This is a genomic window from Secundilactobacillus malefermentans, from assembly GCF_008033155.1.
In the GTDB taxonomy this organism is placed as follows: domain Bacteria; phylum Bacillota; class Bacilli; order Lactobacillales; family Lactobacillaceae; genus Secundilactobacillus; species Secundilactobacillus malefermentans.
This window is the reverse complement of record NZ_CP042371.1, coordinates 731,502-751,715: the sequence shown is the minus strand read 5'-3', so window position 1 is coordinate 751,715 and position 20,214 is coordinate 731,502. Positions and strand designations below refer to the sequence as shown.

Below are 20,214 nucleotides of genomic sequence, written 5' to 3'. Positions count from 1 at the left end.
TTAGAATCAATAATAAGAATTGGAGAATAAGCATGAAGTTTGTGACAAGCGACAATGTCAGATTAGACTACACTGATGAAGGAACAGGACAACCAATTGTGCTTTTATCGGGACTTGGCAGTTATAAGGAAATTTGGAATTTAACTAAAAGGTTCCTTCTGCAAAATGGATATCGCGTTATTTGTTTGGATGAACGAAATCAAGGAAGTTCTGAGCATACGATTCATGGTCGTAGAATTAGCCGACACGGAATGGATCTAAATGAACTGATGAGTCATTTACAAATTAAACAGTTTGTTGGTGTGGGAAATTCAATGGGTGCCGCAACGTTATTTTCCTACGTTTCGCTAGTGGGAACCGCAAAGCTTGCTGCATTAATTGATATTGATCAAAGTCCCAAGATGATCAGCGATGACACCTGGAAATTTGGCTTTAAGGGACTTGGCTGGGCTGATTACCCCCAGGCGTTAAAGTTGCCACTCGATAAAGCAAACGTCAATCCAGTAGATGATGAAACGTATGAGCTAGTAAACAAGGCGAGGGAAGCCCACCCTTATGACCGCGAACTCAATTTTCCATTACGCGTGGATCATACGGCGCAAGATTGGCGTGATGTCGTCCAATCACTTGATGTGCCATTTTTAGTCATGGCTGGTGAAAACTCACCTTACTTTGATGCAAAATTTGCTGAAGTGACTGCAAGCATTGCAAAGAAAGGCGAGTCAACGGTTATTGGAAACTGTGGGCATCTGGTCATGGTTGAGCAACCGAATGAATTTAACCAACGGCTTTTAAAATTTTTAAATGAAAATAGTTAAAAAATAATCCTTCCGGTGTGCTTACCACTCGGAAGGATTATTTTTATGCATTCATTTCTACCAAGACTCGGTTGGCAACTGCTTCATTTGTAACGAAGTCCGTGAGTAGTCCACCACGTAAGGCACCTAAAAGTGCGCGACCCTTGAAGCGGCTCTTTACGATTCCGATTCTAGAAGGAACTGCCAAGATTGTATCAATTGAGGCACCGAAGAATTTATCATTACCCGATGTCAATAAATTTCCATCAATATCAAATGGGCGGCCATAGAGCATTCCAGCAACCTGACTTAAATCAATTCCTTTGAAAATTTCTTGCTTATGTTGGCGCCATGTCGCAATTGAATCAATGGATGCCATTGTGCCAATACCACTGAAAATTAAATCCATTTTTGACATCATATTAAAGGCGGGAATAAGAGCGGGCTCAGTTGCGAGAGATTTCCGCACATCATCGTTTAAAATGTAGAGCGGTCCGGGAACCGTTAAGTACTTTGCACCAAATTTAGCGGCCGCTTTTTGAACAAGGGGTGTTGATCCAGACGCAGAATCATATTTCAGGTTGTCACCCATAAATTGAGTGAATATGAGGTCATCTTTTACTTTGGGCTGAATATGATTGATGGTGCTTAAAACCGTTCCACCCCATGAAACACCGATAATTCGGTTTTGATTAATCTTTTCTTCAATTGTTTCGGCTGCAAATTCGACGATGTTCTCGTTATCTTCATCCGATGTGTCTGAATCCTTAATAATAAAGGCATTTTGGAGATTAAACATTTTTTTGAATTTGGCTTCTAGTTCAAGATTTCGATCAATGGGGGCATTGATGTTAATTTTTACAAGACCACTTTCAAGGGCATCATCTAATGCCTTGGTAATTAAATAGCGGCTTAAATTATATTTCTTTGAAATTTCTGCAATTGTGAGCTTCGATAAGTAGTAATCTCGCGCAACGTTAGCTAATTGTTCACGATCCTTAGCTGTGGCCATTGTGACACCTCCGATAAATAAATATTAGTTACCTCAATCATACACCAAATGTGAATCGAGTTGGAATAACTAAAAAGATTTTTTAAAATTATAAAAAAATAAATGAAAATTTGAAAAATATTAAAAATAGTTGTACACTTAAGACGTTGAGAAGATTGAATATAAATGAGCAAATACATTAAATTGAAAGGGATGTTGTGATGACAGAAGCTGATGATATTTTACGACTGCATGAAAAGTATACGGGTGTCTTAGACATAAAGTCAGACCTTGGCGTGCATTCCAAAGAAGATTTAGGGAAGGCGTATACTCCCGGTGTTTCTATTATTTCAAAATTAATTTATCAACATCCAGAGTTAAAGAGTAAGTACACAATGAGCGGAAAACTGGTTGCATTAATTACAGATGGATCAGCTGTTTTGGGACTTGGTAATATTGGACCAGCTGCTGGTCTACCTGTTGTCGAAGGTAAAGCATTGCTATACAAGGATTTGGCAAATATCAATGCAATTCCAATCGCAGTTGAGCAAAAATCAGCTGATGAGATAGTTGAAACGATTAAGAATGTGTCACTATCGTTTGCTGGAATTCATTTGGAAGATATTGCAGCTCCTAAATGTTTTGAAATTGAAGAAAAGCTCAAAAAAGAACTGGATATTCCAGTTTATCATGATGATCAAGAAGGGACTGCTATCGTAGTTCTAGCCGGTCTCATTAACGCCTTAAAGGTTGTTAACAAAAAACCAGAAGACGTGAAAATTGTTGTAAATGGCGTTGGGGCTTCTGGCCTAGCAACTGCAAACCTACTTTGGGCAGTTGGGTATCAACGCATTACCTTAGTCGATATTCACGGGGTTGTGACAAGCAAGGATGACCAATATAACAAGTATCAAACAGATGCCGCACGAACATTTGGAACTCCGGATGAATTAAAAGGTCAGCAGTTAAGTGACGTTATCGGAGGCCAGGATGTCTTTATCGGTCTTTCTGATGCCAACGTATTGACTAAAGAAGACGTTCAGCAAATGAATGATGATCCTATCATTTTTGCATTGGCTAATCCAGTGCCAGAAATTGACCCACAAGTTGGTAGGGATGCCGGCGCAAAGATTGTTGCAACGGGTTCCAGCGAATACCCTAATCAAGTGAATAATATTTTAGCATTTCCAGGTTTGTTTAAAGGATTATTGGCTAGTGGCTTGAAGCAAGTTGATTTCAATTTGCAAAAGATTGTCGCTGAAGCATTAGCAGATATTTTGCGCCATCCTGGTGCGGAAGAGATTATTCCGAGCGTTTTTGATGAACGAGTGGTCGGCGGCGTAAGCAATGCCTTAATAAACTATGCAAAAGATACAAGGAAGGAATGAGTATTGATGGACATAAAAAGTACAGCAATCGCAGGAACACTAGAATCTTCAGATATTCAAATTACAATTTCTAAGGGTTCAAATGGTGTTGAAATTGAATTGGATTCAGATGTAAAGAAACAATTTGGTGATCAAATTGAAAAAGTGATTACGGAAACACTGAATCAATTTGGCCTAACTGATGCAAAGATTAAGGCGGTTGATAAGGGAGCGCTTGATTGTGTCGTAAAAGCAAGAACACTTGCAGCAGCACAACGCGCCACTGATACAGTTGATCAACCAGCTTGGGAGGTATTGTAAAATGGCAGAAACTGAAGAACGGTTACGCCGTACGATGATGTTTGTTCCTGGTAATAATCCAGCTATGGTTAAAGATGCTGGAATTTACGGAGCAGATTCAATTATGTTTGATCTTGAAGATGCCGTTTCAATGACGGAAAAGGATGCTGCTAGAGTTTTGGTCTATGAATCATTAAAGACCCAGGACTATGGGGATGCTGAATTAGTCGTTCGGGTTAATGGCCAAGATACTGAGTACTATCACAACGATGTTATTGCAATGGTTAAGGCGGGAATAGACGTTATCCGTTTGCCAAAGGTTGAATCGGCTGACATGATCAAAACTTTGGTCAAAGATGTTGAAGCAGCTGAAAAGCAGGTTGGACGAGAAGTTGGCTCAACGCACGTTATGGCAGCTATCGAAAGTGCAAAGGGTGTTTTAAACGTTGCTGAAATTGCGGCTGCTTCTAACCGCATGATTGGGGTTGCTTTATCAGCCGAAGATTATACAACTGATATGAAGACTCACCGTTATCCAGATGGTGCAGAGCTTGAATTTTCCCGAAACATGGTCTTACATGCAGCTCGTGCTGCTGGAATTGCTGCCTTTGATACTGTATTTACAAATATGGATGATACTGATGGCTTCTACCGTGAGACGCGTTATATCCATCAACTTGGATTTGACGGTAAGTCACTCGTTAACCCACGCCAAATTGCGATGGTTAATGATGTTTATCAACCAACTGAAAAAGAAATTGAAAATGCCAAGAACGTTATCAATGCCATTGAAGAAGCCAAAGTTAAGGGTTCAGGTGTTATTTCAATGAACGGTCAAATGGTTGACCGTCCAGTTGTTCTTCGTGCCCAACGAGTTATGATGCTTGCTAAAGCATCAAACTTACTTGATGAGGAGGGAAACTACATTGAAAAATAGTGTAAATCGAGAGATACCTGATGATTTAATGAAGAAGTATGATTACGAGGGCTTCAAGACAACCGAAATCGGAAATCCTGAAATTCAACGCGTTGCGCCAAAAGTACACGTATCAACTGGTGATAATAAAGTCGTTGACTCAATCAAAGATGTTGTAAAAGAAACGGTTAAAGATGGCATGACAATCTCATTTCATCACCACTTTAGAAATGGTGACTTCGTCTTTAACGAAGTTATGAGAGAAGTTATCGATTTAGGTATTAAAGACTTAACTCTTGCCCCATCATCTTTGACTGGTGTCATGAATGATATGGTTATTGAAGCAATTAAGGCCGGTACAATCACAAACATCACTAGCTCAGGGATGCGTGGGTCACTAGGTGGTTTCGTTTCTCATGGTGGGTTGAAAAACCCAGTTATTTTCCGTTCTCATGGTAATCGAGCTCGGGCAATTGAACACGGTGATATCAAGATTGATGTTGCTTTCTTAGGCGTTCCAAATGCCGACAAGTTGGGTAATGCTAATGGTATGGAAGGTGACGCCGTATTTGGATCACTTGGTTATGCCTTAATGGATGCACAATATGCCGACAAAGTTGTTCTATTGACCGACAATATTAAATCATATCCAAATACACCTGCCTCAATCAAGCAAACTCAAGTTGATTACGTTGTGAAGGTTGATAAAGTTGGGGATCCCGACAAAATTGGTTCTGGTGCAACGCGTTTCACCAAGGATCCTAAGGAACTTAAGATTGCATCCACAGTTAACGATGTCATTGTTAATTCACCATACTTCAAGGATGGATTCTCATTCCAAACTGGTTCCGGTGGTGCCGCATTGGCTGTAACTCGATACTTACGTCAGGCAATGATTGATAATAAAATTAAAGCATCATTTGCATTAGGTGGGATTACAAAGCCAACCACTGATTTGCTAAAAGAGGGTCTTATTGACCGTATTATGGACGTTCAAGACTTCGATAAGGGTGCCGCTGAATCAATGCACACAAACCCTAAGCAACAAGAAATCGATGCTTCTTGGTATGCTGATCCTGATAATAAGGGTGCTATGGTTGATCAATTGGACGTTGTAATCTTAAGTGCACTTGAAATTGATACGAAGTTTAACGTCAACGTCATGTCCGGTTCAGATGGTGTTATCCGTGGTGCAATTGGTGGACATCAAGACGCTGCTACGGGTAAGTTAACGATTATTTCAGCACCGTTAGTTCGTGGTCGAATTGCGACGATTGTTCCCGATGTAACCACAGTTGTTACACCCGGAGATTCAGTTGATGTTTTAGTGACTGAATATGGAATCGCAATTAACCCTAAACGCCAAGATTTAGTAAAGGCTTTAAGTTCACTTCCTGGTGTTCCTGTTTATCATATTGAAGATCTTCAAAAGATGGCTGAAGCCAAAGTTGGTAAGCCAAAGCCTTTGGAATTCACTGATAGAACAGTTGCACTAATTGAATATCGTGATGGTTCATTGATTGACGCGATTCGCGAAGTCAAAGATTAGGATGAGTTATAATGAAGGAGCATCGTTTAAAAACGATGCTCCTTTTTTAGAGAAAGGTGGTCCAAGACCATGGAATCAATTTTTAACGATGGTGATGCGCAAAGTATTGAAGAAATGTTAGCTAGTCGTGATGAACGGGTAGCCTATCAGAATAAAATTGTAGCTGAGAATCCACATAAAACCCTATTAGCAATTAAATTAAATATTCCAGGGCCAATTAAAAATAATCAAAAGATTGATCAACTATTTTCGACGGGACTGAAGAAATTTTTAAATGAGTTGGAAATCAATGACTTTCGTTTTAGTTTACTAAAGCAAACGGCCAAGCCCTCAGGGAGTGAAGCCTTTTTACTTGTTGAAAATGACATTAAAAAGACCAAACTAGAGGCAATTCACTTTGAAGATGAGGATCCGCTTGGTCGTCTATTTGACATTGACGTCTTAGGAAATGATCAACAAGCCGCACTGTCTCGAGTAAGTTTAAACTTACCCGTTCGTAAGTGTTTCATTTGTAGTCGGCCTGCGAAGGATTGTGCAAGATCTCGCCGGCATTCTGTTGCAGAATTGCAAGATAAAATTAGTCAGCTTTATTATTTAGAATTAGAAAACAAGTGAGGATTAGCATAAATGAAAGAGTCGAAAGCCGTGGAAACTTCATATAATCAAATCGTTTCCGATGCCTTACGCTCATTATTATATGAAGTGAGTGTCCACCCTAAACCAGGATTGGTGGATCCAATTTCTCCGGGGCCCCATCCTGATATGACAGTTTTTACGTTTATTGATAGTTCCGTTAGTCTACGAAATTACTTTGCTGCATGTGTGAAAGAAGGACAAGTATTTACTGGTTCTGATTTGAAAGCTTTATTTAAAAATATCCGCCCGATTGGGGTAGAAGCTGAAAAGGTCATGTTTCAAGCGACGCATGGCGTAAATACGCATAAAGGCGCGGTGTTCTCATTAGGAATCCTGACGACGGCAGAGGCCTATCGTCTATCCAGTGAGTCTGATGAATCGCTAATGAACATTGTTCGTGAGATGCTTCATGGCTTAACCGATAACGATTTTAAGAACGTACATCGTAAGACAAGGGATGAGTTAACTGCTGGTGAACGTGAGTATTTAGACTATGGTGTAAAGGGAATTCGTGGTGAAGCGGAAGCGGGATTCCCCGTTGTGATGACGTATGCACTCCCCATTTTAGAGCGGTCAACTGCGCCAATTAATGAAAGTTTACTGGATGTGTTAATGAGTATAGTAGGTCATTCTATTGATACCAATTTGATTAAACGAGCTGGGTCAGTTGATATTATTGACTGGGTAAAAGCGCAAGCAACTCAATATTTCAAATTGGGCGGAAGTGCAACACCACAAGGGATGAGATTTCTTGAAGAATTGAATCAGATTTTTCTAGCAAAAAATTTAAGTCTCGGTGGATCAGCGGATTTATTGATTTTGACAATATTCATGGGACTTAGAAAAAACATTATCTAATTTAAAAACCATTCCAGCATATTTTTACTGGAATGGTTTTTAATAGTGAATAACGTGTTGACTCTGTTGAATTCTCTCAATAATCTGTTTTCCTTCGTCTGTTTCAAGAAAGTTAAAAGTAGATTGAGGAACCATTGGCCGAACAGCTTCAAGATCCGAGTCCTTTATAGCCTGACGAATTTTCGAGGCACTTACAACGTTATCTTTTACTGCTAACCGTGGAACGATGTGGCAATCAATATTTGCCTTTGATAAATCAGTTTTCATAACTTCATTATAGATACCAGTAACTTGACTGAAAGGCTCTTCACCAACGTACCGACTATTGATACCGAGGGTTTGCGCGATTTTAATGAATAGCTGAATGTCTAAACTAGCCTGGGTCTTGATGACAAGTTCGTCATCCTTTAAGAAGTAACTTGGGAAGGTCGAGCTACTAATCATGTACGAGCCGGTTTCATGGTAAATAATATTATCAAATTGTGCGGTTCCTTCTTTGACAAGCCTTTCCCTAACAGAGAATGGGAACAAGCTGCTGTCCTGGCTAACGATAAATAAATGAACCAAATCGTTTTCTTCGCAGGCTTTTCTAACGAGGTATTGATGGCCTAATGAAAACGGATTGGCATTAATAACGACTCCAGCGACGCGTTGATAGTGTTGCTCAGATTTAGTTAATTGACTTAAGTAGTCGGAAAAACCGGATGATTCATTTTCCAGGAATACTAATTTATCGGCGACCCTAGCAATTTCAGTAAAACCTAAGTCTTGAAAAAACTTTGCCGATTTTACCTTAGTGTAGACAAAAATGTGCGAGTTCCCGCGTTGGAATTGAAAGCTCATCAAATGGGTGACTAATTTGTTCATTAGACCCTCGCCCTGATGGTTGTGATCAACTGCCAGGCAGCGCAAGCTACTTTTAAAGCAGCTTCCGGTCCCCACCAAATTGTCGGTTTCGTCGAAGATGCCACATGTATAATCTAAATTTTGATCGCGATTGATGCCTTCCTGATGGAGCAAGGAATCAACGGCCCGATTCTTCTTTTTATCGGTTGCGTATATTTTTGAGATGGAATAAGTGCTCACGTTTATTTTTCCTCCAGTGATTTTATATTTCAAAGGATATCTAGTAATAATTATACAACTAATAGAACTGTTTAAATTAGACATTTGCAGTACAATTAACGCATCAAGCAAACCCAAGGAGGTTTTCAACCATGTCCCAGCCAGTTGTTCTCGTTACAGGTGCCAGTTCCGGAATTGGTGAAAGTACCGCAATCAAGTTAGCCGCACAAGGTGCCATCGCTTATGGTGCTGCAAGGCACGTCGATAAGATGCAAAAGTTAGCTGATTTGGGGATTCACGTGTTGCACTTAGATGTGACCGATGATGACTCTGCCAGATCGACGATTGATCAAATTTTGGAAGAACAGGGACGGATTGATATTTTAATCAACAATGCCGGCTATGGGTCATATGGCGCGGTTGAAGATGTTCCAATTGAAGAAGCTCGCCATCAATTAGACGTGAACGTGCTCGGGGTCGCTAGGCTTACCAAATTGGTTTTGCCAAGCATGCGATACCAGCGGTCGGGTAAGATTATCAATATCGCCTCAATGGGTGGCAAAATGTGGACACCATTTGGCGCTTACTACCATGCAACTAAATACGCCCTTGAGGGATTCTCTGACGCGCTCCGCTTGGAGGTCGAACCATTTGGCATCAAAGTGGTTGTGATCGAACCAGGGGCAATTGAGTCAAACTGGAGTAACATTGCGCTGGATAACCTGCGCAAAACTTCGGGGAACGGTCCATACGCTGAGGCGGTTGCCCAGCAGATTAAAAAACTTGGTAGCCTTTATAGCCATAACCCATTGCTCACCAAATCGGTGACCCTTGGACGAAAGATTGGGCGGGTCGCATTATCGGCTAAACCACGCACGCGCTACTTAACAGGATTGGGCGCAAAGCCAGCTGTTTTTTTGGCAAAGGTGTTGCCGAATCGCGTGTTTGATAAGTTGAGTAGAAGATTTATGTAAAAAAGAACTCCCAGCGGGGGGTTCTTTTAGTTTATTTCCCTTTTCACCACCCCAATCAACCTACCATTTATCAAAATTGCCAAAATAACCATAACAATTCCAATCCAAGGGGTTTGAGCCAAGCCGAAGTGAGCGGTAACTTGACCACCAAGCAATGAACCGAGGGCAATTCCAATGTTGAAGGCGGAAATGTTGAGGGCAGAGGCCATTGTAACGGCACTAGGAGCTTCTTTTTCTGCTACCGTGACAATGTAGAGCTGAAGTCCAGGCACGTTCATGAAGGCAAAGAGCCCCATCAGTAGCACGGCAATTAACCCTAATACAGATTGATTAATGAAGAAACCAATCAACAGCAGAGAGCCGGCTAGACCTGCAAACATTTTGATGAGTGCCTTTTCGGGATGCGAATTTGCCATGCGACCGCCAACCGTGTTGCCAATTGCGACCATGACACCGTATACCAGCAAAAGCCAGACAACGGCAGATGTTGAGTAACCCATGAGCTTTTCAAGAATTGGCGAAATGTAGGTATAAACGGCAAAAGTGCCACCATAACCGAATGCAGTCATTAGCAATGCATAGACAATTTTACGGTTAGAGAAAACAGTCAGGATTCCCTTAATCGAGGTCTTTCCGGGATTGGGTAATCCATTTGGAATTAAAAGTAAGTTTGCAAGGAGGCCAATGGCGCCAATAATGGTTAAAAAAATAAAGGATAATCGCCAGCCTGCCAATTGACCGATGAAGGTACCAAGCGGCACACCAGTGACTGTAGCAACTGTCAAGCCAGTAAACATGATGGCGATGGCACTTGCCCGTCTATCAGGAGTAACGACGTTTGCCGCAATCAATGATGAAATCGTCATAAATATGCCATGGGCTAATGCAGCAACGATTCGCCCAAGCAACACAATCAAAAAACTGGGTGCGAATGCCGCAATTAAGTTTCCTGTTATGAAGAGCAGCATCGTAATCATGAGGAGATTCTTTCTGGGAATGCTGCCAGTCAAAAGGGTCATCAGAGGGGCGCCAACTGTGATGCCAATTGCGTAAATGGAGACGGTCAGGCCAGCAGTTTCAAGTGAAACTGAAAACTGGTTTGCTAATAGAGGTAGAAGACCGACACTAATAAATTCCGTTGATCCAATTGCGAAGGCGCTGATGGCCAAAGCAATCAGGGTACCAACTGAAGTTCGTTTATCGTAAAGGATGTTTGTCATTTTTTGAGAACCTTTCTGAATGGGATTGTTGTTAACCAATTTATTTGCTACAATTGCCCATTATAGAGAGAACGAACTTTGATACAAGTACGCACTATTTAGTTATGTAGGCACTTTTTGGTACCTATGGAAGGAAGCTTAAAAATGAAGACTTACCACATTGGCGTTGAGGCAACTTTGGAAGTTATTGGTGGCAAATGGAAGCCCATTATTCTCTGTCATTTAGGAAATGGACCAATGCGTACCGGCGAACTTCGACGCGCAATTCCACAAATTACACAAAAAATGCTCACGCAGCAATTGCGTGAGCTAGAGGAAAATCAGATTATTTCTCGCAAGGTTTATCAGCAGGTGCCGCCAAAGGTCGTTTATGAATTAACGGATTATGGTCGGACACTGGGTGATTTACTGGTGCGAATGTCAATTTGGGGTGAACAGCGGGTCGCTAAATTAAAAGCGGATCATCAGGATGTGACCCTTCTCAACCCGAAACATGATGGATATGAAATGGCACAAAATTAAAAGACTTCCAACTGGAAGTCTTTTTTCGTTACTTTCTATTCGTTACGTATTTATCTACGTCAACAATGACGTTTGCAACATCTTCCGCAGACACCTCAAATGGCATTTGATGAATGGTCTCAGTTGGAATGGTTGCTTGTTTACCAACCTTCAGCAGATCGTCATAACTAACACCTTCCAAATTAAGATCTTTCAAAGTGGTTGGTAAGCCGAGCGACTGGTTGAAATCAACAAATTTATCGAATTCTTCTTCGGGCACGTTATCGAGCATTAATTCGCAAAGGTAGCCGTACGCAACTTTTTCACCATGCATCAACTTTTCACTTTCGCCAGTTAATGCGGTAAAGCCATCGTAAATGGCGTGGGCGGCAGCTAATCCTGAACTTTCAAATCCTAAACCACTGAGTAACGTGTTTGATTCAACAACGGTCTCAAGTGATGAGGTCACAACCTGACCTCTAACAGCAGCGACCGCCTGAGCGCCATGTTTGAACAAATTGTCCGCACAGGTTTGCGCAATTGCGAGGGATGCCAAAGTTGGCGATTCACCGAGCATTGATTTGTTATAACCGCGGGCGACGTCTTGGGCTTCGATGTTAGTGGCCATTGCGTCACCAATTCCGGAAATGAGCATACGGACGGGGGCGTGACTGACCACCTCGGTATCAACAAGGACAAGGTCCGGGTTCTTTGAGTAGAAAGCGTAATTTTTAAATTTACCATCTGGTGTATACATGACGGAAAGGGCGGAACAGGGCGCATCCGTTGAGGCGACTGTTGGTAAAATAGCAACTGGAATCTGCAATTCGTCAGCGATGTTCTTTGCTGAATCCAGGGTTTTACCGCCACCAAGACCAATGATAAAGTCATTTTGGTGCTCCTGGCCAATGCCAACGACTCTGGCAGTTTCTTCATCAGAGGCTTCACCGACAAATGAGACCCGTTTGACAGTGAACTTTTCGGACTCAAGCGTCTCTTTCAACTCTTGACCAACGATTTTATAAACCACGTTGTCGCAAAGAAGTAGCGGACTCTTTCCCAATGGTTCTAGGTATTTCTTGGGATCCTTAAAAACGCCTTTACCTTGAACATAGTGAGCAGGACTTGCAAATTCTCTTGCCATAATGAAGCCTCCTTAAATTGTGAAAACGATTACAATATCATTATAGAGGCTTCACTTATTTATTTCAAATAGGGCGTTAAAGATTAACCTTTTATTCCGAAAATGGATTAGAATGAGGTACAACAAATAACTAATTATTAAGGGGATAATTAGATGGAAAATTATGAAAGAAAGCTCAAGGCCTGGATAAAGGGAGACACGCAGCTGATGACTGAATTGCGTGCAGTCCAGTCGCTGCATCTAAAACAGGGAATGATTGCAGCGGGCGCAATTCGCCGATTGGCCTGGAACAAGATAACCAATCGACATGTCGAATCAACCGGTGACGTGGACGTTGTTTTTTATGATAAAACGTTAGCGTATGATGACAACCGCAAAATCGAAAAAGAGTTAAGTGAAAGCCTACCGGAAGTTAAGTGGGAAGCAAAGAACGAGGTGTACATGAACACCCATAATTTTGACGATATGGCACCTTTTAAATCAGCGCCAGATGCGTTAGCCCACTTCCCAGAAGCGTGCACTGCGGTGGGTGCTTATTTGGATGATAAAGAGGAAGTTCAATTAGTGGCACCGTTGGGGATAACCGTGCTATTTGACTTGCTCGTCATTCCTAGTCCATCGTTTGCCTGCGACCGAAAACGGAAAGAGGTATACTTAGATAGGATAAACGAAAAAAACTGGCAGCAAGATTGGCCAGAATTAAAGATTCAACATCACTAGGAGGATTTATTTAATGTCAATACTCGTTACTGGAGGTGCTGGTTACATTGGATCACACACGGTTGACCAGCTTATCGAACAAAATGAAAAAGTTGTGGTGGTTGATAATTTATCAACCGGCCACAAGGCAGCTGTGAATGAAAAGGCCACCTTTTATGAAGGTGACACTCGCGATGAAGCATTTATGGATAGCGTTTTTAAGAATGAATCCATTACGGGCGTCATTCACGTCGCCGCTTTTTCAATCGTACCGGAATCGATGAAAAATCCACTTAAATATTTTGATAATAATACGGTCGGATTCGTGAAGTTGCTCGAATCGATGAATAAAAATAACGTTCGCAACTTGGTCTTTTCTTCAACGGCGGCCGTCTATGGTGAGCCCCGTCAAATTCCGATTAAGGAAAGCGACCCTAAAGTCCCAACTAATCCATATGGCGAAAGCAAACTCCTCATGGAAAAAATCGTTCGTTGGGCAAACGAGGCTTACGGCATTAAGTTTGTGGCACTTCGCTACTTTAACGTTGCGGGTGCAAAGCCCGATGGCAGTATTGGTGAGGACCATAATCCGGAAACGCATTTACTACCCATTATTTTACAGGTGGCAAAGGGTGAACGGAAGAAGCTCCAAATTTTTGGGGATGACTATCTTACTGAAGATGGCACCAATGTTCGAGACTACGTGCACGTAATGGACGTTGCGCAGGCCCACATATTAGCTATTAAGTACCTTGCAAATGGTGGGATGAGCGATGCCTTCAATTTGGGATCCGCTACCGGATTCTCAAACAAGCAACTTGTTGAGGCAGCCAGAGAAGTCACTGGGACTGAAATACCAGCTGAAATGGCGCCAAGACGACCTGGCGATCCAAGTACGTTGATTGCGGCAAGTGAAAAGGCCCGAACCGAATTGGGTTGGGATCCTCAGTTTGATGATATTAAGAAAACAATTGAAACCGCTTGGGCGTGGACACAAAGCCATCCTAACGGTTACGAAGAATAAAGAAATTAACTAAAAGAAGCAGCTCGGAAATATAATTCCGAAGCTGCTTCTTTTTTGGTTATTGGCGATACCATTTATAAATGTCACGCACAACGTTTTCAGGTAGGTATCGGACTTCTACTTCTTGGTTCCCATTTCCCTGACGAACGTTGACGGTCAGGTGGGCCAAGTGGGTTCTTGTCATCCAAACTGATTGCCGAAAAGCGAGCGATTGGATGTTCAAATGGGGAATCACGGTCAGTGACCGATTGAACCAGTGACCCGTTTGCAGAATTAGCTGGTCATTTTCAATTAACCAACCGGTAGACTTTGCGGAGTACCAGCCTTGACCCATTGCCCAAGGAATTAGCAGCAAACTTAGCCACCCCCAAGGCCTGAGAAACCAGAGACACAGAAAAATGGGAATCAGCACGGTGGCAACTGAATTTCGGATGAATAGCCAATACCGATTTGGCGTGAGCTTTTGTAGTTTAGGGGCATCCAGAGAAACCCAATTAATAAACGGGTGCAAGTATGAAAAAGCGGCATTGTCCTTAATGACCGGCATAATCGTGATGTTTTCATTTTTGTCATCGTCATCTTGTTTGGAAGCCGTGATGGTGGTAATTGTCGTCAATTGCAGAAGCTGCCGCAGAATGTTTTGCTTGAAACTGACGGCTTGAATTCGATTAATTGGCAATGAATAGTGGTTGGTTTTGAATAGGCCACGTTCTGCCTCAAGCCGATTTCCGACCCGAGCTAAATTGAAATGGTAGTATTTTTGCAAAATATTTAAGTAGGAGAATGCCAAGCCAATGACGAAGACGACCACAATCACAATGATTAAGTAAGCAAAACTTAATTTTTGAAGCGACTGGCCAGCATTCGTTTGCCAAGTGCTTGGCAGGACATCCACAACGCGGTTATACACCCAAGATAGCGCAATGAAAATGGGAATGATGCCGAGTGAGGTTAATGCGTATAAATTGAGATCCCGATTGGCAATTTGATAGGTTGCTAAAGCGGGGATGACCTTGTTTACTTCCGTTGGGACGTCTTGGGTTCGGCGCTGTTCAATTTCAGTCGCGACCGTTGCCTTTACCAAGGGCAAAGTTGCCTCTGCCTTATCAGATTGTGAGGCAGTTTCGATACTTAATTTAACAAGGTTGAATGGCTTAAAAAAGAACCACTGATTTTGTTCGATGCTTTGAATTCGTTCAAAAGGAATGTGGGTGTGTTTGCGGACAATGAGCCCAGAATTAATCGTCAGGCTATCCGCCCCAATTTCATAAGTAAAAAAAGCATAGCGAAAGCAGTCATAAGCAAATAAGAGCAAAATTAAGATCGTATAAATGAAGAAGCCACTAAAGCTGAATTGCTTAGCAAAATTAGAAATGACCGGAAATAGCATGAGACCCAAAATGAACCAGTTTTTAATTGAACCGACAAACATTAACACAATGGCGAGGGGATGTAGTCGTCGACTAGATTTGGGCATTCCGAGCCTCCTTGGCTAGTTGGATGATTTGGGCTCTTAAATTTTCGGCCGCTTCAAGTTCAAGACCATCGATATCATGCGAAGTTGACGCTGTTTCGATGACGACTTTTTGCAACTTTTGCCATTGTAGGAGGGGACCGGCGACAAGTTTGACGTCCTGAACCCGACCGATTGGCACGGAAACCCGTTTGCGGAAAACGAACCCAGATTGCAACTCCACGTCCGTCTCCGAAATTTGATAACGCCAGAAACGATAGCGGTAAGGAATTAATGCCAGGTCAATGAGCGGCACTGCGACGAGTAAAACGCCAAAAATAAGTATCATCACGTAAAGGAATGGAACTGCCCAGTAGTGATAAGCTGCCACGAATCCCAAGTGAATGGCAAGTAAAATAATGAACTCGCCCAGAGCGTGAAACGCCCAAATTGTTTTGATTTGTTTTGGTAATGAATTTCCAGTTGTCATATTAGTTCCCCCAAGGATTTGATGCTTCAATAATATCATACGCAAATGTTGGTGCTAATTAAGAGCTTATTTATTGTTAGTAGTGTAAACTACGATTGAAAAATCAAAACTAAGGCGGTGACAGCAGTGTTTGGACTCCATCATATTACGCTTCTCACGAAGGATTTAGAGCAGAATTACGACTTTTACGTTAACTTTTTAGGATTTCGGTTTATTAAAAACTCAATCAACCAGGAAAATCCGAAAATGCGGCATGTCTTTTATGGTGACTACTTAGGAACGCCAGGCACTGCAACGACTTTTATCCAAGTGCCATTGCTGGGTCACAGGACGGATGGCGCAAATCGCCTTTCGACAATTTACTACGATGTTCCCCAAGGATCTTATGGATTTTGGCAGAAACGATTAGAGCAAAAGAACATTGAATTTCACTACGAGGACCATGCGTTAGTTTTCCATGATCCCGATGGTGTCAAAATTGGCTTTATCTACAAGAATGAAAAGTTGCGCGATGATCAAGTCGTTCCAAATGATATTCCGGCTGACTACCAAATTATTCGCTTAAATAAAACGGAACTCTATGGTGCAGATTACCAAGCTTCGTTAGATTTCTTTAAGGCATTTGATGAGCTTAAGGTTAATGAAGAAACCAGCATGGTCGAAGCGGATCACACAACGGGCGTCAAAGTGAAACAGGGTGACAAGGACAGCAAAACCCGATTTGGCCGGGGCAGCATTGACCACATTGCGTTCGATGTTGGCTCAAAAGAAACGTTGGATGCGGTTCACCAATTTGCGAAGGATCAGCACATGAATATTGAAGAATACATTGATCGTGGCTGGTTTTACAGTCTATATGTAAAAGAACCTAACGGAACGCGAATCGAATTTGCAACGGGCGGCCCCGGATTTACTTTGGATGAGCCGCTAGATCACTTAGGCGAAAAGCTGCGAGTGGGTCCCCGTTGGCAAGAACAACGACCAGAAATTTTAGCCTATCATCAAGCGAGAGGAGTGTTTTTAAATGACGAAGGACATGAATAGTTTAATTGGGGTGCATCACGTGACCGCGATTACTTCTGACGCACAAAAAATCTATGACTTCTTTACAAAGGTTTTGGGCCTGCATTTGATTAAGAAAACCGTTAATCAGGATGACGTTCATACCTATCACTTGTACTTCACCGATGACATGGGAACGGCCGGAACTGACATGACGTTCTTTGATTTCCCTGGAATTCAGAAGGGGCGGCCCGGCACCAACAGTATTTCCCGAACAACTTTTAGAGTACCAAACGATGCCGCACTCGAATACTGGGCTGCGCGTTTTAGCGAAAGCGAAGTTGCCTACGAAGATGTTTCGGTTCAATTTGGCACAAAAATGATTAAATTTCACGACTTTGACGACCAGCAATACCCAGCAATACGCCTTAATTTCAGATGAACACAACGAAGGCATTGGTGGCGGCACACCTTGGCGGGACAATGATGTTCCTGAAAAATACGCGATTGTGGGGTTAGGCCCCGTATACGTCACGGTCATAAACCGTGAACATTTAAGCCTCGTTTTGACGGACTTAATGGGATTCACCGAAAAAGAAACTGAAGGAGCCTTCAGCAAGTTTGAGTTAAACGATGGCGGTCATGGCGCCCAAGTTGTCGTGGAACACGATCCGGATGCACCGCTTGCCGTGCAAGGATACGGCAGCGTCCATCACGCCGCATTTCAGACAAATGATGAAGATTCGTTGCGCTATTGGATTGAACGGGTGCGCGCAACCGGATTACCACAATCGGGGTTCGTTGACCGGTTCTACTTTAAATCAGAATACTTCCGTGCAGCACCTCAGGTTCTATTTGAACTCGCAACAAACGGGCCTGGTTTCCTACAGGACGAAACGTATGAAGAAGCCGGGATTCATTTGGAACTACCACCGTTTCTGGAACAACGACGGGAGGAAATTCAAGCTGGTTTGAATCCGATTGATACGGGAGCTGATGCGGTTGACTGAGGTCAATTATCGGTTTATCAAAGGTAATCCTGAAAAGCCTGTCCTACTGCTGCTTCATGGCACGGGGGGCAACGAAAACAGCTTGATTCCAATCGCATCCGAGCTCTCTCCTGACTCCACCATCCTCTCAATTCGTGGCCGACTCATCGAAAATGGCATGACCCGCTTTTTCCGGCACACACCAGATGGGGGATTCGATTTGGAGGACTTAGCTGTTCAAATTGAGTGGTTGAAGCAAACCATCAGTGAACTTGCCGCGGAGAATGACCTGGATGTCAGCCAGCTAGTGGTTGTTGGTTATTCAAATGGTGCAAACGTTGCAGCGGATATCATATTGAATCAAACGGGTTACTTTGGTTCGGCTCTCTTCTTTCACCCAATGGCGTTGCGCAAGGTTCAAACCCCACAACGGTTGAATGATATGTCCATTTGGATGTCACACGGGACACTTGATCCAATCGTGAGTGATGAGAACTTTGCTACTTTGGCGCATACCTTTGAGCAGCAGGATGCTGATTTGACGAGGTATGTCCAAAGGCAATCCCACCAAATTTTACCGAGTGAATTGCAAGCAGCCAAAGAATGGTTTAATGAGGAGTTTGAAAATGAAAGAAATTGATCCGCGGCAAGTGACCGAACGAGAACGCTATAAGCTGTTGGCGGGGGCGTTGATCCCCCGCCCGATTGCGTGGACTCTCACACAAAACGAGGAAACTGGCAGCTTAAATTTGGCACCGTTTAGTTTCTTTACCGTTTTGGCGAGTGAGCAGCCGCTGGTTTCGCTGTCGGTCATGCGCCGTCGCCAAGATGGGGCGATGAAGGATACGGCACGAAATTTGGTGACTGCGGGTGAGGGCGTCATTCACATTGTGGATCGCGCACATTTGGAAGCCATGAACCAAACGGCGGCAACGTTGCAGCCAGATGAAAGTGAAGTTGACGCTAATGGGTTACAGACGGTTGCTTCGAGCAAAGTTAAGACACCTCGTTTGGCAGAAGCTGCGGTGGCCTTTGAAGTAAAGGTGAAATCTCATTTGCCGCTTGAGGCGGATGATTCGCAAGTGATGACGGACTTGTTTATTCTGGAGGTAGTCAACTTTGTGTTCCGAGATGACTTAGTTGATGTGGCAAATTACCACGTTGATGCACGCAAATTGGATCCGATAAGCCGCTTAGCCGGCAGCAATTATGGTAAGTTAGGTGAAATTATTTCAATTGAACGTCCCAAATAGGAGGCTGACAGAATGAAAGCATTTGGTTTTTCCGAATACGGAGATCCATCCGTATTTCAAGAAATTGAAAAAGACATTAAGGATCCTAAACCTGATCAAGTTCAAATCGAAAACATGGCGTTTGGGATTAATCCTTATGATGTCTTGTTGAGGCAGGGCCAGTTTAAAGGCGGCCGCGAGCTCAAATTTCCATTTGTCCCTGGCAATGATTTGGTGGGTAAGGTGGTCAAGATTAGTGAAAATGTTAAGACTTTTAAAGTTGGCGATTACGTCATTAATTATCGGCCAAGTGGTGCGTATGGTGAATTTGTGAATGCTAGCGCTGATAAAGTGGTGGCCAAACCCGCAACACTTTCATTTTTAGATGCTGCAAGTTTACCAACTCCAGGAATTGCCGCGTATAATGCGTGGCACCATTTTGCAACGATTACCGATGATGCGGTGATTGGCGTTGTAGGTGCGACCGGACTTGTTGGCTCATTGCTGGTCCAATTGGCCAAGAGCTTGGGACATCACGTGATTGGTGCAGCATCGGCAAAGAACGCTGACTATGCCAAATGGATTGGGGTTGACGAGTTTCTGGCTTATGACGAGGCTTACGATGCTGACCGATTTGACGCCCAAGCTGACGTTGTTTTTAATGCGACGTTGGGTGGCCACGATAACGGCCTAAGCGATGAAATCGTGAAATCGAATGGTCAAATTATCCTGATTGCCAATTTGGATTATCCAGTTAAAACGGATGGCGTAAAGGTGAACCACGTTGATCCGACCAAGGGCTATTCTAATTTGGAAGCTTTGGAATTCTGGACAAAACTATCGGCAACCTGGGGTGTTTCACTTCGAGTTGAAAACAATCTAAGCTTTACTTTGACAGATGTGATTAAGGCCCATGAACTGGTTGAAGCGCATCATTCGGGCAAAACAGTTATTCAAATTGAGAAGCGAAAACGAAGCAGTTTCTAATTGGTGAGGATGCCCCATTT

21 protein-coding genes and 1 pseudogene are annotated in these 20,214 nt (G+C 42.8%); 16 read left to right on the top strand and 6 right to left on the bottom strand.

Features of this window, described 5'->3' with window-relative positions:
* The first annotated feature begins 32 nt into the window (after positions 1-32).
* Positions 33-818 (top strand): alpha/beta fold hydrolase, encoded by a 786-nt coding sequence (locus FGL90_RS03700; RefSeq protein WP_010619230.1) that lies wholly within the window; start codon positions 33-35, stop codon positions 816-818.
* Positions 819-861: 43 nt separating this feature from the next.
* On the opposite strand, the gene FGL90_RS03695 is transcribed toward FGL90_RS03700, so the two are convergent.
* Complete coding sequence (locus tag FGL90_RS03695; RefSeq protein WP_010619231.1) at positions 862-1,809, bottom strand: sugar-binding transcriptional regulator; 948 nt, start codon at positions 1,807-1,809, stop codon at positions 862-864.
* A 200-nt stretch (positions 1,810-2,009) separates the two neighbouring features.
* On the opposite strand from FGL90_RS03695, the gene FGL90_RS03690 reads away from it, so the two are divergent.
* From FGL90_RS03690 to citG, 6 genes are all read left to right on the top strand, one after another.
* Positions 2,010-3,176 (top strand): NAD(P)-dependent malic enzyme, encoded by a 1,167-nt coding sequence (locus FGL90_RS03690; RefSeq protein ID WP_010619232.1) that lies wholly within the window; start codon positions 2,010-2,012, stop codon positions 3,174-3,176.
* A gap of 6 nt (positions 3,177-3,182) precedes the next feature.
* Positions 3,183-3,476 carry a citrate lyase acyl carrier protein gene (gene citD, locus FGL90_RS03685; protein ID WP_010619233.1) on the top strand — a complete coding sequence of 98 codons (294 nt, stop codon included), beginning with the start codon at positions 3,183-3,185 and terminating at the stop codon, positions 3,474-3,476.
* Position 3,477: 1 nt separating this feature from the next.
* Complete coding sequence (citE, locus tag FGL90_RS03680; RefSeq protein ID WP_010619234.1) at positions 3,478-4,392, top strand: citrate (pro-3S)-lyase subunit beta; 915 nt, start codon at positions 3,478-3,480, stop codon at positions 4,390-4,392.
* The gene (gene citF / locus FGL90_RS03675) at positions 4,382-5,920 is read left to right on the top strand and encodes a citrate lyase subunit alpha (protein WP_147656917.1); all 1,539 of its coding nucleotides are present in this window, start codon (positions 4,382-4,384) and stop codon (positions 5,918-5,920) included. Before citE ends, citF begins: the two co-directional genes overlap by 11 nt.
* Before the next feature lie 69 nt (positions 5,921-5,989).
* A complete protein-coding gene (gene citX / locus FGL90_RS03670) occupies positions 5,990-6,535 on the top strand; it encodes a citrate lyase holo-[acyl-carrier protein] synthase (RefSeq protein WP_010619236.1) in 546 nt (181 codons plus the stop codon).
* A gap of 12 nt (positions 6,536-6,547) precedes the next feature.
* Positions 6,548-7,414 carry a triphosphoribosyl-dephospho-CoA synthase CitG gene (gene citG, locus FGL90_RS03665; protein ID WP_010619237.1) on the top strand — a complete coding sequence of 289 codons (867 nt, stop codon included), beginning with the start codon at positions 6,548-6,550 and terminating at the stop codon, positions 7,412-7,414.
* 39 nt (positions 7,415-7,453) lie between these two features.
* Here the strand turns inward: citG and citC are convergent, their stop codons facing one another.
* Positions 7,454-8,500 (bottom strand): [citrate (pro-3S)-lyase] ligase, encoded by a 1,047-nt coding sequence (gene citC / locus FGL90_RS03660; protein WP_010619238.1) that lies wholly within the window; start codon positions 8,498-8,500, stop codon positions 7,454-7,456.
* Positions 8,501-8,631: 131 nt separating this feature from the next.
* Here citC and FGL90_RS03655 point away from each other — a divergent pair, with 131 nt between their 5' ends.
* Positions 8,632-9,453 (top strand): oxidoreductase, encoded by an 822-nt coding sequence (locus FGL90_RS03655; protein ID WP_147656915.1) that lies wholly within the window; start codon positions 8,632-8,634, stop codon positions 9,451-9,453.
* Positions 9,454-9,479: 26 nt separating this feature from the next.
* Here FGL90_RS03655 and FGL90_RS03650 read toward each other — a convergent pair whose 3' ends face one another.
* Positions 9,480-10,673 (bottom strand): MFS transporter, encoded by a 1,194-nt coding sequence (locus FGL90_RS03650; protein ID WP_187240437.1) that lies wholly within the window; start codon positions 10,671-10,673, stop codon positions 9,480-9,482.
* Between the two features lie 144 nt (positions 10,674-10,817).
* On the opposite strand from FGL90_RS03650, the gene FGL90_RS03645 reads away from it, so the two are divergent.
* Complete coding sequence (locus tag FGL90_RS03645) at positions 10,818-11,195, top strand: winged helix-turn-helix transcriptional regulator (RefSeq protein ID WP_010619241.1); 378 nt, start codon at positions 10,818-10,820, stop codon at positions 11,193-11,195.
* Between the two features lie 28 nt (positions 11,196-11,223).
* Here the strand turns inward: FGL90_RS03645 and FGL90_RS03640 are convergent, their stop codons facing one another.
* Positions 11,224-12,318: a glycerol dehydrogenase gene (locus FGL90_RS03640; RefSeq protein ID WP_147656911.1), complete on the bottom strand. Its 1,095-nt coding sequence runs from the start codon at positions 12,316-12,318 to the stop codon at positions 11,224-11,226.
* A gap of 153 nt (positions 12,319-12,471) precedes the next feature.
* On the opposite strand from FGL90_RS03640, the gene FGL90_RS03635 reads away from it, so the two are divergent.
* A complete protein-coding gene (locus FGL90_RS03635) occupies positions 12,472-13,038 on the top strand; it encodes a nucleotidyltransferase family protein (RefSeq protein ID WP_010619243.1) in 567 nt (188 codons plus the stop codon).
* Positions 13,039-13,051: 13 nt separating this feature from the next.
* Positions 13,052-14,041 carry a UDP-glucose 4-epimerase GalE gene (gene galE, locus FGL90_RS03630; RefSeq protein ID WP_010619244.1) on the top strand — a complete coding sequence of 330 codons (990 nt, stop codon included), beginning with the start codon at positions 13,052-13,054 and terminating at the stop codon, positions 14,039-14,041.
* 58 nt (positions 14,042-14,099) lie between these two features.
* Here the strand turns inward: galE and FGL90_RS03625 are convergent, their stop codons facing one another.
* Positions 14,100-15,518 carry a PH domain-containing protein gene (locus FGL90_RS03625; protein WP_147656909.1) on the bottom strand — a complete coding sequence of 473 codons (1,419 nt, stop codon included), beginning with the start codon at positions 15,516-15,518 and terminating at the stop codon, positions 14,100-14,102.
* Positions 15,505-15,984 (bottom strand): PH domain-containing protein, encoded by a 480-nt coding sequence (locus FGL90_RS03620; protein WP_010619246.1) that lies wholly within the window; start codon positions 15,982-15,984, stop codon positions 15,505-15,507. Before FGL90_RS03620 ends, FGL90_RS03625 begins: the two co-directional genes overlap by 14 nt.
* A 126-nt stretch (positions 15,985-16,110) precedes the next feature.
* On the opposite strand from FGL90_RS03620, the gene FGL90_RS03615 reads away from it, so the two are divergent.
* The 5 genes and pseudogenes from FGL90_RS03615 (at position 16,111) to FGL90_RS03595 (ending at position 20,194) form a co-directional block, all read left to right on the top strand.
* Entirely contained in the window at positions 16,111-17,028 is a 918-nt protein-coding gene (locus FGL90_RS03615; protein WP_187240436.1) for a VOC family protein, read from the top strand.
* Positions 17,021-17,996: pseudogene (locus tag FGL90_RS03610) on the top strand (ring-cleaving dioxygenase). Before FGL90_RS03615 ends, FGL90_RS03610 begins: the two are co-directional and overlap by 8 nt.
* Entirely contained in the window at positions 17,983-18,615 is a 633-nt protein-coding gene (locus FGL90_RS03605; RefSeq protein ID WP_029327498.1) for an alpha/beta hydrolase, read from the top strand. The pseudogene FGL90_RS03610 and the gene FGL90_RS03605 overlap by 14 nt, the downstream one beginning before the upstream one ends.
* Positions 18,602-19,228 (top strand): flavin reductase family protein, encoded by a 627-nt coding sequence (locus FGL90_RS03600; protein ID WP_010619251.1) that lies wholly within the window; start codon positions 18,602-18,604, stop codon positions 19,226-19,228. Before FGL90_RS03605 ends, FGL90_RS03600 begins: the two co-directional genes overlap by 14 nt.
* A 12-nt stretch (positions 19,229-19,240) precedes the next feature.
* Positions 19,241-20,194 carry an NADP-dependent oxidoreductase gene (locus FGL90_RS03595; RefSeq protein WP_147656905.1) on the top strand — a complete coding sequence of 318 codons (954 nt, stop codon included), beginning with the start codon at positions 19,241-19,243 and terminating at the stop codon, positions 20,192-20,194.
* Positions 20,195-20,214 lie beyond the last annotated feature (20 nt).

Coding starts and splice junctions, on each gene's coding strand:
- FGL90_RS03700 (WP_010619230.1), top strand. CDS start 33: ATGAAGTTTGTGACAAGCGACAATGTCAGATTAGACTACACTGATGAA.
- FGL90_RS03695 (WP_010619231.1), bottom strand. CDS start 1,809: ATGGCCACAGCTAAGGATCGTGAACAATTAGCTAACGTTGCGCGAGAT.
- FGL90_RS03690 (WP_010619232.1), top strand. CDS start 2,010: ATGACAGAAGCTGATGATATTTTACGACTGCATGAAAAGTATACGGGT.
- citD (WP_010619233.1), top strand. CDS start 3,183: ATGGACATAAAAAGTACAGCAATCGCAGGAACACTAGAATCTTCAGAT.
- citE (WP_010619234.1), top strand. CDS start 3,478: ATGGCAGAAACTGAAGAACGGTTACGCCGTACGATGATGTTTGTTCCT.
- citX (WP_010619236.1), top strand. CDS start 5,990: ATGGAATCAATTTTTAACGATGGTGATGCGCAAAGTATTGAAGAAATG.
- citG (WP_010619237.1), top strand. CDS start 6,548: ATGAAAGAGTCGAAAGCCGTGGAAACTTCATATAATCAAATCGTTTCC.
- FGL90_RS03655 (WP_147656915.1), top strand. CDS start 8,632: ATGTCCCAGCCAGTTGTTCTCGTTACAGGTGCCAGTTCCGGAATTGGT.
- FGL90_RS03650 (WP_187240437.1), bottom strand. CDS start 10,673: ATGACAAACATCCTTTACGATAAACGAACTTCAGTTGGTACCCTGATT.
- FGL90_RS03645 (WP_010619241.1), top strand. CDS start 10,818: ATGAAGACTTACCACATTGGCGTTGAGGCAACTTTGGAAGTTATTGGT.
- FGL90_RS03640 (WP_147656911.1), bottom strand. CDS start 12,318: ATGGCAAGAGAATTTGCAAGTCCTGCTCACTATGTTCAAGGTAAAGGC.
- FGL90_RS03635 (WP_010619243.1), top strand. CDS start 12,472: ATGGAAAATTATGAAAGAAAGCTCAAGGCCTGGATAAAGGGAGACACG.
- galE (WP_010619244.1), top strand. CDS start 13,052: ATGTCAATACTCGTTACTGGAGGTGCTGGTTACATTGGATCACACACG.
- FGL90_RS03625 (WP_147656909.1), bottom strand. CDS start 15,518: ATGCCCAAATCTAGTCGACGACTACATCCCCTCGCCATTGTGTTAATG.
- FGL90_RS03620 (WP_010619246.1), bottom strand. CDS start 15,984: ATGACAACTGGAAATTCATTACCAAAACAAATCAAAACAATTTGGGCG.
- FGL90_RS03605 (WP_029327498.1), top strand. CDS start 17,983: ATGCGGTTGACTGAGGTCAATTATCGGTTTATCAAAGGTAATCCTGAA.
- FGL90_RS03600 (WP_010619251.1), top strand. CDS start 18,602: ATGAAAGAAATTGATCCGCGGCAAGTGACCGAACGAGAACGCTATAAG.
- FGL90_RS03595 (WP_147656905.1), top strand. CDS start 19,241: ATGAAAGCATTTGGTTTTTCCGAATACGGAGATCCATCCGTATTTCAA.